Here is a 12,664-nt window from a genome sequence, read left to right on the forward strand (position 1 = left end):
CAAGCGTTGCGGGCGCAGCAAGGGGCATTCAGCCTGCGCGCACGATGCGGCCACTGGACGCATCGCGGATCTCGCTGGGCGCGGCACGACCGCCGGTGCTGCCGCCGCCGACAAAGTCCAGATCGGCACCAAAATAGCGTAGTACCTGAAATTTTTGCCGCGCCGGCTGGCAGCCCGCCGGATTGGCGGAGGTGGATACGATGGCACCACCAAATGCCCGTGTCAGTGCCGCAGTAAACGGGTGGTCGGTATGGCGCAGGGCCACACTGTGATGCACACCACTGACCCAGGGTGGCACCTGATCAAAGTGTGGCACCAGCCAGGTCACCGGGCCGGGCCAGGTGGCGTCGATGCGCGCGCGCTGATCGCCGGAAAGATTGTGCAGTAGACCGGAAAAGTCGCCCACATCACCGGAAACCAGAATCAATCCTTTCTCAAGCGGGCGATTTTTCAGCGCCACAAGGCGCGCCACTGCATCGGGGTTGCCGGGATCGCAGGCGAGCCCCCATACGGATTCTGTGGGATGAGCAATCACGCCGCCGGCGGCCAGGGCGCGTGCGGCGCAGGCCAGAGTCAGACGTTGGCTGAAGGTGGTTGGGCAATTCTCGGAGGACAAGGGCAGGAACTCTTTGGGAATGCTTTAGGGTCTCGTTCGGGGCGCTTCATGCCTCGAGCCTGGGATTAACCAGCGCGGCAATTTAGCGAATAGTACCAGCCTAGACAAGGCAGGTGCGGACTGACGCATTTTTTACTCGCGCCACAAACGAAAAGGCCAGCACTAAGGCTGGCCGTCATCCCGTGAGGATGAAAAGGGGTGGCGCGTTTCGCGGGCAATCCAGCCGTTGCGGATTGCGCTTTAATTTCCGTGTCAGCTATTCAGCTCACCCCACGCCTTCGAGTAAATGCAATCCGTACTGCGCGGCTCAAAGTCATTCGCCCGACTATTCACCCGTATAGGTAACACGATAGATTGCGCCGGCGTAGTCGTCCGATATCAGCAAAGCGCCGTCTGGCATCACCAGTACGTCCACCGGGCGGCCCCAGCGTTCTTCGCCCTGTAGCCAGCCGTCGATAAACGGTTCGTAAGACGTGGCTTCGCCCTTCTCGTTCAGGCTCACCCGGGTCACCCGGTATCCGATCTTGTTGCTGCGGTTCCAGGAGCCGTGTTCAGCAATCAGTATCTGGTTTTTGTAGTCTTCCGGAAACTGTTCCCCGGTATAGAACTTTACACCCAGTGCGGCCACGTGGGGGCCGAGCTTCTGTACCGGCGGCACATAGTCACTGCACTGTTTGCCGTATCCGCCCTCTGCTCCTCCAAACTCGGGATCGAGGATGTCGCCAGCATGACAGTAGGGATAGCCAAAGTGCAGACCTTGTTTCGGTGCCCTGTTCAGCTCATCCGGTGGCATATTGTCGCCGAGCATGTCGCGGCCATTGTCGGTAAACCAGAGTTCGCTGGTCTCCGGGTGCCAGGTAAAGCCGACCGTATTGCGCACCCCTTGGGCCCAGGTTTCGGTTTTTGCCACCTTGTCGCCCTCGATTTTGAGGCGCTGGATGTTGGCGTAGCCTTTCTCGTCACAGATATTGCAGGGGGCGCCGATGGGAACATACAGCCAGCCGTCCGGACCGAAGGCGATGTATTTCCAGCCGTGGTGCTTATCGGGAAACTGCTCGGTGATGGTGACGGGCTTGGGTGGGTTGTCCAGGTTCGCCTCGATGTCGTCGAACCGGAGAATACTGGTGGTGGCGCTCACATAGAGGTCGCCATCTTTGAGGGCAACACCGGTGGGATGCTTGAGCCCCTCCGCAATGACCTTTACTTCATCCGCCTTGTTGTCGCCATCTTTATCCAGCACCGCATACACCTTGCCCTCCCCTCGCGAGCCCACAAACAGGGTGCCGCTGTCACTCAGTGCCATATGGCGGGCATTGGGAACATCTTCGGCGTACACCTCGATTTTGAAACCTTCCGGCAGGTTCAGCTTGTCGAGATGAATATCGCCTTTGGCGGCGAATGCGGTGGCGGTAAACGAAAAGGCCACTGCCGTACCGGCAATGGTAACTGCGCGGCGGGGCATGTGATTGCGGAACAGGCTGGTTAGCAGACCCATGGTTTTGGACTCCCTGATATTTTCAGGGATGACCGTAACGGCTTTTTGGTTATTCGGCCAGTGCCACCTCAATCTTCTGCCAATGCCAGTAGTGCTTTGCTGCCGCTGCCGGTGAGCTGGTAGCCCCCGGGAAGCTGCTCCACTAGCCCCTCCAGTTCCAGATGCAGCAGGCAAGCCATTAGTGCACCGGTATCGCCGTCGGTGTCCCGCGCCAGCTGTTCGATACTGCGGGGATCGGTGCCCAGCGCACGCATGACATCGCGCTGCTCACTGGGAAGCGACACGGAAATCGCGGGTGCCGGCTCGAACAGTCCCGGCTGCGTCGCCATTCCCGACAAAAGACCGCCCAGGTGCTGAACGATATCCGCGCTGGTTTCTACCAGATGTGCGCCATGTTTGATCATGTGGTGGCAGCCCCGCGCCATCGGATTGTGGATGGAGCCGGGGATGGCAAATACCTCGCGATTCTGCTCCAGGGCCAGTCGTGCGGTAATCAGCGAGCCGGAACGCACCGCGGCCTCCACCAGCAGGGTACCGAGGCTCAGGCCAGAAATAATGCGATTGCGGCGGGGAAAGTTGCCCGCTTCCGGGGCAGTGCCGAGAGGCATTTCACTGACGATGGCGCCGTCGGCGGCGAGGATCTGCTCGGCCAGCGCCGCATTGCGCCGCGGATACACCCGGTTAACCCCGGTGCCCAATACTGCGATGGTACGCCCCTCGCCCTGCAGTGCGCCCGCATGTGCGGCGGCATCCACACCCAGGGCGAGACCGGAGGTGATAGCAAAGCCGGCGGCGGCGAGATCGGCCGAGAAGGCCTGGGCGTTGTCGAGCCCGGCGCGACTGGATCGACGCGCGCCGACGACTGCCACCTGGGGCAACGACAACACATTCGGATTGCCACGAACATACAGTACCGGTGGCGGACGGGAGATTTCTTTCAGCAGCGCGGGGTAGTTTTCATCATCCCGATGCACGAGATAAATGCATTCCTCCGCACAGCGCTGGCGCTCGGCCAAGGCCCACTGGCCCAGTTCGCTGTCCATCTCCAGGCGCTGATATTCCGCCAACTGTGCGCGGGCACGATCGGGGAGTTTGCGGGAGAGTTGTTCGGGGGGGAGCTGCAGTGCGGCGAGAGCGGAGCCGAAACGCTCCACCAGTTGCCAGTAGCTGCTGGGGCCTATGCCCTCAAGCCGCAGAAGAGAAAGAGAAGCGGTCAGCGCATCCATGCGCGAGTACCTCCGGGGATTGTCTTTTATCTGAGTGCGGCACACGGCCGCACTCGATGCCCCTGCTCAGGGGTTTCTTACCAGATCCATAACGGCGAGTGGCTTGTCGGCTTCCAGCACCAGGCCAAGGCTCATTTTTTCGAAGCTGCGGAATACCATCAGTACACCGGCGCGCTCGTCCGGCAGTTTCACGCTCTCGCGGGCCAGCTGGTCGCGCACGGTGGCACCGCGCTTGTAGATGGCGAGGACGTGGCCGGGCTGCAGGCCTTCGCGCAAGCCGCGGTTGAGAGCAACCACATCGTATTTGGCAACCTGAGTCACACCCTCTTCCACACCAAGAATGACGCCATCGACGGGAACCGACGGAGCACCGGGCTGGAACAGCGCGGCGATCGCGCGCTCCTCAACCGGCAGCAGGCGGTCCTGCAAGCGGATGTCGCGGCTGGTGCGGGTCACGTCCATAGTGGCCACGGCGTATTCGGTGTTGGCGTTGTCGGTGTCCAACTGACGCAGGTCTACGGAGCCAATATCCAGGGCCTGCTGCCCCAGTTCTTCACCGGTATAGGGGTCGGCGTAGACCGGGCCCGGGCGGTAAATGCCGTAGGAGGACAGGGGCTCGCGGAAGTCGCCGCGGGCGTATATTTTTTCACCGGCGCCCATGAGGATGCGCTGGTCCTGTCCGGAAATCACGTAGGGTACGCCCTGGAAGGCGCCCGGGCCGACGATGCGGGTGCGGGACAGGAAGGCGTTGATTGCATCCAGCGGGATCGCCGGGATGGCACTACCAATGGGCTCGCGACGCACGGACGGGCCCAGGCGGTTGTTGCTGGTGGGGCTCAGCTTGTAGGCCGTGGGCGCACGCTCCAGCTCCAGGCGGGGCTGACCGTCGATATAGACGAGGTTCAGGCGGTCGCCGGGGTAAATCAGGTGCGGGTTCTCAACCTGGGGGTTTACCTGCCAGATTTCCGGCCAGTACCAGGGCTGGGAGAGGAAGGTGCCGGAGATATCCCAGAGGGTGTCGCCTTTCTGCACAACGTAGGTGTCCGGATGGTCGGGCTTGAGGCGCGAATCTTGCGCCTGCAGGCCAATGGTCACCAGCAGGGTTGCGGCGGCGGCCAGGATTATTTTTTTCATGGAAGCATTCCTATGCTTTTTTTGTCGCTAGCGCTGAGGCCTTGTAGTTTGCTGAAAGTGCTTGCTGAATCCCGGGGTGCGCCCGGGCGGCTATCACTGAGGGTTTATATCGCTATAATCTCACAGCGCTGAACCGGTGGCGGCTGACGTCGCCGGGGTGGGGAGTAAAAGAACGCCATCTGGCCCGTCGGCCAGTGCGCGGATACCACTCCCAATTCAGCAAATTTCAAGCGCGATCATTATGTTATCAGCGCAAGTTCCACTAAGACTAGAAGTTTGTCACAGGTGTTATGGCCAAACTGGAAATCCTCGAATTCCCCGATCCCCGTCTGCGCAAGGTGGCGGAACCCGTCACTGAGGTGACAGACACTCATCGCACGCTGATCGATGACATGTTTGAAACGATGTATGAAGCGCCGGGTGTGGGCCTGGCGGCGACGCAGATCAATGTGCACGAGCGCATTGTGGTGATTGATGTGTCAGAAGATCAGAGTGAGCCGCTGGTGCTGATCAACCCGGAGGTTGAGGTGCTGGATCCGGAGATTCACAAGTACGATGAGGGCTGCCTGTCTGTTCCCGGTTTCTATGAAACGGTGCAGCGGCCGCGCAAAATCCGCCTGAAGGCGCTGGATCGCAACGGCGAGACCTATGCGCTGGAGGCCGAGGGGCTGCTGGCGGTGTGCATCCAGCACGAGATCGATCACCTCGATGGCAAGCTGTTCGTGGATTACATCTCGCCGCTCAAGCGCAATCGTATTCGTTCCAAGCTTGAGAAGGCGCATCGCCAGAGAGCTTGATCCCCTAGGCCGGCGCCTTGAAGCCGGTCTTTGGGCGGCAAGGCACCGGGGAGTTGCTTTCAGAACCGCTGTGTATACATCCCTGTACGCTGCGGCGGCGACGTCCCTGTCGCCGACGCTTCTGAAAGCAACTCCCCGGCACCCTGCCTTCGCATCCTAGTTTTAAGCTTCGTCGTCGAGCCCACTCCTTCTTTTCTGAAAGCATTTTCCATGACCCTGAACATCATTTTTGCCGGCACCCCCGACTTTGCCGCCGTACACCTGCAAACCCTGCTCGACAGCGAACACAACGTCATGGCGGTCTACAGCCAGCCCGACCGCCCCGCCGGGCGCGGCAAAAAGCTGCTGGCGAGCCCGGTGAAGCAGCTGGCACTGGAGCACGGTATTCCGGTATATCAGCCGCTGTCCCTGCGAGATGAAGAAGCGCAGAAGGAGCTGGCGGCGCTGGACGCGGACCTGATGGTGGTGGTGGCCTACGGGCTGATTTTGCCGCAGGTGGTGCTGGATACCCCGCATCTGGGCTGTGTGAATGTGCATGCCTCCTTATTACCGCGCTGGCGCGGCGCGGCGCCGATTCAGCGCGCGGTGGAGATGGGTGATGCCGAGAGCGGCGTAGCAATCATGCAGATGGAGGCGGGGCTGGATACCGGGCCGGTGCTGGTCGAGGCGCGCACGCCCATCGCGGCGGGCGAGACCGGTGGCAGCCTGCACGACAAGCTGGCGCAGCTGGGCGGGCCGGCGCTACTGGAGGCACTGAAACTGCTGGAAAGCGGTACCGCGCAGCCGCAGACTCAGGACGACGCGCAAGCCAATTACGCGGGCAAGATATCTAAAGAAGAAGCCCGACTGGACTGGAGCCGGCCGGCGACAGAGCTGGAACGGCTGGTACGCGCGTTCAACCCCTTCCCGGTGTGCTGGACGGAGTATGTGGATAACAAGGGCAAACCGCAGCGGTTGAGGGTGTATGCGGCAAAGCTCGAGCAGGGTTGCCACACCGATGTGCCCGGGACAATTCTTTCCGCTGACGATGAAGGTATCCTGGTGGCCTGCGGGCGTGAGGCGTTGCGCCTGACTCAACTACAATTGCCGGGCAAGAAGGCGTTGCCGGTAGCGGAAATCCTCAAGGGGTACCGCGAGCTTTTCCAACCCGGTACCCAGTTAGGCCAGAGCCATGAGTGATTCCCCCAAGCAAGCAGCAAAAAGTACAGGAAAAGGCGCCCGCGCCCTTGCGGCTCTCGTGATCGCCCGCCTGTATCAGGACCGCGGCTCATTGCAGCGGCTGCTGCCCTGGGCGGAGAAACAGATCGATGACGCGCAAGGAAACGGAAAAGATCGCGCGCTGCTGCGCGAGCTCTGCTACGGCACAGCGCGCTTTGCGCCGCGACTGGAGCTGATCCTCGGCAAACTGTCGAAAAAAACCATCAAAGATGAAGAGCTCGCCGCGCTAATGCTGGTGGGCCTGTACCAGCTCGAATATACCCGCATCCCCGACCACGCCGCCATCGGTGCCACGGTCGAGGCCGCCCGCGCGCTCAAACTCGGTCACGCCACTGGCGTGGTCAATGGTGTGCTGCGTAATGCACTGCGTAATAAGGAAGCGCTTACTCGCAAACTCTCCGGCAACCCGCAGTTCAGCTCCGCGCATCCGGAGTGGCTGCAACAGGCAATCAAGGCCGCCTGGGGCACTGAAGCGAAAACGGTATTCACCGCCAACAACGAAAACCCGCCTATGACGCTGCGGGTGAATCTTTCCCGCAACAGCCGCGACGAATATCTCGCGCAACTTAAAGATGCTGGTATCCCGGCACAGCCCTGCGAATTTTCCGAAGCCGGCCTGGTACTCGAAAGCCCCGTCGCCGTCACCCGCTTACCCGGTTTCGAAGACGGCCTCATCAGCGTCCAGGACCAGTCTGCACAGCTGGCCGCCGGGCTGCTCGACCCGCAACCCGGTGAAAAAATCCTCGACGCCTGCGCTGCCCCCGGTGGTAAAACCTGCCACCTGCTGGAGCTTCAGCCGGATCTCGACCTCAGTGCCCTGGATATCGAAGAAGAGCGTCTCGACCGCGTGATCGAAAACCTCGAGCGCCTCGGCGTCGGTGCACAGCTGATATGCGCGGATGCGTCGGAGCCCGAGCACTGGTGGGATGGCGAACCCTTCGACCGCATCCTGCTCGATGCCCCCTGCTCCGCCACCGGCGTCATCCGCCGCAATCCGGACATCAAACTGCTGCGCCGGCCCGAAGATATTCCCGAACTCGCCGAGCTGCAGGGCAAAATCCTGCGCGCAATGTGGCGCCTGTTGAAACCCGGCGGCACTCTGCTCTACGCCACCTGTTCCATACTCCCCGAAGAAAACAGCGCTCAGGTGGCGCGCTTCATTGCGGAGACACCGGATGCGAGGGACAATACGCCGCAATTGCTGAATGAGCAGCCCTGGGGGCTGCCGCAGGATGCCGGAATACAGCTGCTACCGGGTATTCATGCGGGCGACGGGTTTTATTACGCGATGCTTGTGAAAGCCCCGAAAGCATGATGCTTTGGTGGACACGCGTAGGCTTATCCACACTGCGGCTGAGCCTTTGCTCACAGCTTACGAAGAACAGAAGTAAGAACTGAAGTCGGTACTCCGACGCCACCGCGCCAGCTTTAAAAGAGCACTGCGGAACAGGCTCAAAAATCTAATATGAAAATTATTATTCTCGGCGCCGGCCAGGTCGGTGGATCACTGGCAGAAAGCCTGGCATCGGAACGCAACGATATCGTTCTGGTAGACAGCGACGAGAAAACCCTGCGCGAACTGCGCGACCGCATCGATATCGGTGTGGTTGTGGGACACGCCTCGCACCCGGACATCCTGCAGGAAGCCGGCATCGAGGACGCGGACATACTGGTAGCCGTCACCAACAATGACGAAACCAACATGGCCGCCTGTCAAATCGCCCACTCCCTGTTCCGGGTCACCACCAAAATTGCCCGCGTTCGCGCCTCTGCATATTTGCAATACCCCGAACTCTTCTCCACTGAATCGATTCCCATCGACGTTCTCATCAGCCCCGAGCAGATCGTCTCCGAATACATCGCCCGGCTGATCGAACACCCCGGCGCCCTGCAGGTGCTGGATTTCGCCGACGGCCGCGTCCAGCTTGTCGCCGTGCGCGCCGTACAAGGTGGCCCACTGGTAGGCCACCAGTTGCGCTACCTGCGCGAACACATGCCCAAGGTCGACACCCGCGTCGCCGCCATCTATCGCCGCAACAGCCCCATTATTCCGCAGGGCTCCACCGTGATAGAGGCCGGCGACGAAGTCTTCTTTATTGCCGCCAAGCAGGACATTCGCGCCGTAATGAGCGAACTGCGCCGGCTGGAGCAGGGTTATAAACGCATAACCATCGCCGGCGGCGGCAATATCGGTTTACGCCTCGCGCACAAACTCGAAAACCGTTACTCGGTAAAAATCATCGAACAAGATCACGACCGCTGTATCTTTTTATCCGAAGAGCTCAGCAACAGTATCGTGTTGCACGGCAGCGCCTCTGACCAGGATCTGCTGCTGGAAGAAAACATCGAAGATACCGATGTATTCCTCGCGTTAACCAACGACGACGAAGCCAACATCATGTCGTCCCTGCTGGCCAAGCGATTGGGCACCCGCAAGGTGATGACGCTGATCAACAACCGCGCCTATGTGGACCTTGTTCAAGGCGGCGAAATTGATATCGCCATCTCACCGCAGCAGAACACCATCGGCAGCCTGCTCACCCACGTGCGGCGCGGCGATATGGTGAATGTGCACCAGCTGCGCCGCGGCGCTGCCGAGGCCATCGAGGTGATCGCCCACGGCGACAAACGCACCTCGAAAGTCGTCGGGCGCAAAATTGAAGACATCGACCTGCCCGAAGGTGCCAGTATCGGCGCCATCGTGCGCGAACGTGAGGGTGAAAGTCAGGTGCTGATCGCCCATGACAACATCATTGTTGAGTCCGACGATCACGTGATCGTGTTCCTCGTCGACCGCCGCCATACCCGACACGTGGAGCAATTGTTCCAGGTCGGCTTCAGCTTTTTCTGACCGCGGGAACTGGATAAATGCGATTTGCGGTCATAGCGCGGGTATTCGGCATTCTGTTGACGGTGTTCAGCCTGACCCTGCTGCCGCCCATTGGTGTCTCCCTGTGGTACGAAGACGGCACCCATATCGCATTTACTGTGGCCTTCGCCATCACCCTGCTGACCGGTCTGTTTATGTGGCTGCCGGTACACGACCTGAAACAGGATTTACGCACCCGCGACGGCTTTGTGGTGACTTCCCTGTTCTGGCTGATTCTCGGCAGTTTCGGTGCGCTGCCTTTTATCATCAGCCCGCAGCCGGACTTGAGCGTGGTGGATTCCATTTTTGAATCCATCTCCGGCCTCACCACTACCGGTGCCACCACCATTACCGGCCTCGACACCCTGCCCCCCGCGATTCTCTACTACCGCCAGCAGCTGCAGTGGTTTGGCGGTATCGGTGTAATTGTTATCGCACTGGCGATTCTTCCCATGCTGGGTATCGGGGGGATGCAGTTGTACAAGGCGGAAATGCCCGGGCCGGTAAAAGATACCAAGCTGACCCCGCGTATTGCGGAAACTGCACGCGCACTTTTCGTGATTTATATCGTGCTCACTATTCTTTGTGGCATCGGCTACTGGTGGGCGGGTATGACGGTATTTGATGCGGTGGGCCACGCGTTTTCCACCGTGGCCAACGGCGGCTTCTCCACCCACGATGCGAGCATGGGATTTTATGCCCACAACAACGCGATCATGGCGATCGCGATCATTTTCATGCTCACTGCAGCGATCAACTTCGGGCTGCATTTTGTGGCGCTCAGCAACCGCTCCGTGCGGCACTACTGGAAAGACTCCGAATTCCGCTTTTATGTAATGGTCACCATCGGCGCCAGCGCAATCATCATCGGCTACCTGTATATGTCCGGTACCTTTGATATGCGCGGTAGTATCCTGCACGGGATTTTCCAGGTGGTTTCCATCGGCACCACCGCAGGCTTCGGCTCAGAGACCTTCGCCATTTGGCCGGCCTTCCTGCCCTACATTCTGCTGCTGCTCGGCATCATGGGCGCCTGTGCAGGCTCCACATCGGGTGGCATCAAGGCCGTGCGGGTAATGCTGATTGTGAAATCCGGGTTGCGGGAATTGAACCGCCTGGTACACCCCAATGCGGTGGTGCCAATCAAGGTCAACCGGAAAATTGTTCCGACCCGGGTTACCGATGCAGTGTGGGGATTTTTCGCGATTTATATTCTGTCGTTCTTTGTGCTCACCATTGTAGTAATGGCGACCGGAGAAGATTTTGTAACCTCGTTTTCCACTGTGGCCTCCTGCCTGAGCAATATCGGCCCGGCACTGGGAGATGCGGCGGCGCACTATGGCGAAGTCAATGAAGTGGCAAAGAGCTTTCTGATTCTTGCAATGCTGATGGGACGCCTGGAAATTTTTACCTTGCTGGTGCTACTCACCCCGGCTTTCTGGCGACACTGATCCGGTTATTCAAACGTATCGTGTTTGTCGCGAAGCACTTGCCAGTAACGGGGAACGAACCTGTAGAGAATGACCAATTCAAACAGACAGCCGAGAAACGTCAGTGCATGCAATGTGCGCTGAAAAACTTTATCGGCTGCCGTACTTTTATCGAAGTACTCGATCACCACCAGGTCGGCAAACCCCAACCCCAACACCAAGAATACCAGCATCGCAGCGAATCTCGTGACCCAGTCCGGTGCAACCCTGAAGGGTTTTTTCAGCCACAGTAGTAACACGGGCAAAATACTCAACTGAATCGCGTAGCGGACTACCACAAGAATGGTATACGCCGTTCCGATCGCACTGAAATACCACAGCAACGGAATCAGGCAGAGTACAAAAACTCGATCCGCGATCGGGTCCAGCAAGGAACCCAAATGGGACTGCCAGTTGTATCGCCGCGCCAGAAAGCCATCGAGCAGATCACTGACCACCGCCACACCAAATACCACCAGTGCCCACAGGTGTTGTTGGGCCAATGACAGCCAAATAATCGGCAGAATCAATACGACTCTCGAGATTGAGAGCACATTGGGCAGGTGGCGCCAGCGGGAAGGTGGTACCGGGCTCGCATCCGTAGTGCTGGACCCTTTTTTACTGGTCATGATGCTGGTCGTGGTGTTGGCGGCTAGTTTTTTTAAAGGCTTAGAGCACGCGCGATGCGAACTCTTACAAACATAGACCATCACCTCCCGGCAGAGTGGGTGCCGCACAAATCGGTGGAGCTATTTGCGGTAGATCCCGCTTTTCCCCTCGGGAATCCGGCGGAAGCGCTTGTATTCCCACTGATACTGTTCGGGCGCCTCGGCAATGCAGGATTCGACGCCGCGGTTGAGTGCCGCCAGAGACACCTTGACCTCGTCGCTATAGATCGCCTGCTCTGCAGGCAGCAGGACCAGCTCGAACCCGTCAGCAACGCGCTTGCCAAAACCGAATACCACCTTGCAGCCGGTGCGCTGAATCAGGTTGTACGCCAGGGTCATGGTGAGCGTGGGATGTCCGAAAAACGGCGCAAAATCACCGCCAGAAAGATCCGGCTCCTGGTCCGGCAAGACACCGACGATACCCCCGCCCTTCAGCGCTTTAAGCAATGCGCGGACGCCGCGCACGTTGGTGGGCACCAGCGTTGCGCCGGTGCTTTCCCGACCATCGCGGATCAATGGGTCCAGGGCTTCGATTTTGGGCGGCGCGTACAGGCTGGTGGTCGGCCCTACCGTCGCCAGGTACTGGCCAAAAATCTCCCAGTTGCCGATATGCGGTACCAGTACGAGCACGCCACGGCCGGCTTCCACGCCGTCGGTGAGCAACTGCTGGTTGCGTATGCGGGTAATCTGGTCTTCCGCATGATTCCAGGGCTTGCGCCACAGAGTTGCCATTTCAAATCCGGTGGCCACGGTATTCACCACGCTGGTTCTGGCCAGCTTTTCCCGCTCTTTTTCCGACATTTCCGGAAAACAGCGCGCCAGGTTGATTCTGCTGATACGCAGGCTGTCGCCCCGGGTGGCGACTGTGCCATAACCCGCCAGCTTCCCCAGACGTCGCGACCAGCCCAGTGGCAGGCTGCCGATCAGCTTCAGCGCCGCCACCGAAAATTGCCCTTTTATATCCAAACGATACATCCTTCTGTGTGGGCCCCATGCCCCGAAAGCTCATCGGAAACCAATCCAAATCGGCACAAATCGCCGCGAGCTTCAATTTCTTAGCAGTATGGCCGTTTTATGGCCATCAATTTACCCTCAATACCGCGCGCGCTGTTTAGCGCGCAACCCGCTGCCGCTATAATTGCGCCCCTTGTATTTTCACCCAGCTGAAACCG

11 protein-coding genes are annotated in these 12,664 nt (G+C 59.5%); 5 read left to right on the forward strand and 6 right to left on the reverse strand.

Going from position 1 to position 12,664, the window contains the following annotated elements; genetic code table 11:
• Positions 1-28: 28 nt before the first annotated feature.
• From Q1A74_RS15255 to Q1A74_RS15270, 4 genes are all read right to left on the reverse strand, one after another.
• Positions 29-616: a Sua5/YciO/YrdC/YwlC family protein gene (locus tag Q1A74_RS15255; RefSeq protein ID WP_299598075.1), complete on the reverse strand. Its 588-nt coding sequence runs from the start codon at positions 614-616 to the stop codon at positions 29-31.
• 325 nt (positions 617-941) lie between these two features.
• Positions 942-2,111: a PQQ-dependent sugar dehydrogenase gene (locus Q1A74_RS15260; RefSeq protein WP_299598078.1), complete on the reverse strand. Its 1,170-nt coding sequence runs from the start codon at positions 2,109-2,111 to the stop codon at positions 942-944.
• A 68-nt stretch (positions 2,112-2,179) separates the two neighbouring features.
• The gene (gene dprA, locus Q1A74_RS15265; RefSeq protein WP_299598081.1) at positions 2,180-3,337 is read right to left on the reverse strand and encodes a DNA-processing protein DprA; all 1,158 of its coding nucleotides are present in this window, start codon (positions 3,335-3,337) and stop codon (positions 2,180-2,182) included.
• A 66-nt stretch (positions 3,338-3,403) separates the two neighbouring features.
• Entirely contained in the window at positions 3,404-4,471 is a 1,068-nt protein-coding gene (locus Q1A74_RS15270) for a LysM peptidoglycan-binding domain-containing protein (RefSeq protein WP_299598084.1), read from the reverse strand.
• 290 nt (positions 4,472-4,761) lie between these two features.
• Between Q1A74_RS15270 and def the strand changes: the two genes are divergently transcribed.
• From def to Q1A74_RS15295, 5 genes are all read left to right on the forward strand, one after another.
• A complete protein-coding gene (gene def, locus Q1A74_RS15275) occupies positions 4,762-5,268 on the forward strand; it encodes a peptide deformylase (protein WP_299598086.1) in 507 nt (168 codons plus the stop codon).
• Positions 5,269-5,478: 210 nt separating this feature from the next.
• Positions 5,479-6,447: a methionyl-tRNA formyltransferase gene (gene fmt, locus Q1A74_RS15280; protein WP_299598088.1), complete on the forward strand. Its 969-nt coding sequence runs from the start codon at positions 5,479-5,481 to the stop codon at positions 6,445-6,447.
• Positions 6,440-7,801: a 16S rRNA (cytosine(967)-C(5))-methyltransferase RsmB gene (rsmB, locus tag Q1A74_RS15285; protein WP_299598091.1), complete on the forward strand. Its 1,362-nt coding sequence runs from the start codon at positions 6,440-6,442 to the stop codon at positions 7,799-7,801. The genes fmt and rsmB overlap by 8 nt, the downstream gene beginning before the upstream one ends.
• Positions 7,802-7,951: 150 nt before the next feature.
• Positions 7,952-9,337, forward strand: coding sequence for a Trk system potassium transporter TrkA (gene trkA / locus Q1A74_RS15290; RefSeq protein WP_299598093.1), 1,386 nt, complete (start codon positions 7,952-7,954; stop codon positions 9,335-9,337).
• 17 nt (positions 9,338-9,354) lie between these two features.
• Entirely contained in the window at positions 9,355-10,806 is a 1,452-nt protein-coding gene (locus Q1A74_RS15295) for a TrkH family potassium uptake protein (RefSeq protein ID WP_299598096.1), read from the forward strand.
• Between the two features lie 5 nt (positions 10,807-10,811).
• Here Q1A74_RS15295 and Q1A74_RS15300 read toward each other — a convergent pair whose 3' ends face one another.
• On the reverse strand, positions 10,812-11,453 hold the full coding sequence (locus Q1A74_RS15300; protein WP_299598099.1) for a CDP-alcohol phosphatidyltransferase family protein: 642 nt from the start codon (positions 11,451-11,453) through the stop codon (positions 10,812-10,814).
• 120 nt (positions 11,454-11,573) lie between these two features.
• Positions 11,574-12,467 carry a lysophospholipid acyltransferase family protein gene (locus tag Q1A74_RS15305; protein ID WP_299598102.1) on the reverse strand — a complete coding sequence of 298 codons (894 nt, stop codon included), beginning with the start codon at positions 12,465-12,467 and terminating at the stop codon, positions 11,574-11,576.
• Between the last annotated feature and the right edge of the window lie 197 nt (positions 12,468-12,664).

This window comes from uncultured Microbulbifer sp., from assembly GCF_947504145.1.
Taxonomy (GTDB): Bacteria; Pseudomonadota; Gammaproteobacteria; order Pseudomonadales; family Cellvibrionaceae; genus Microbulbifer.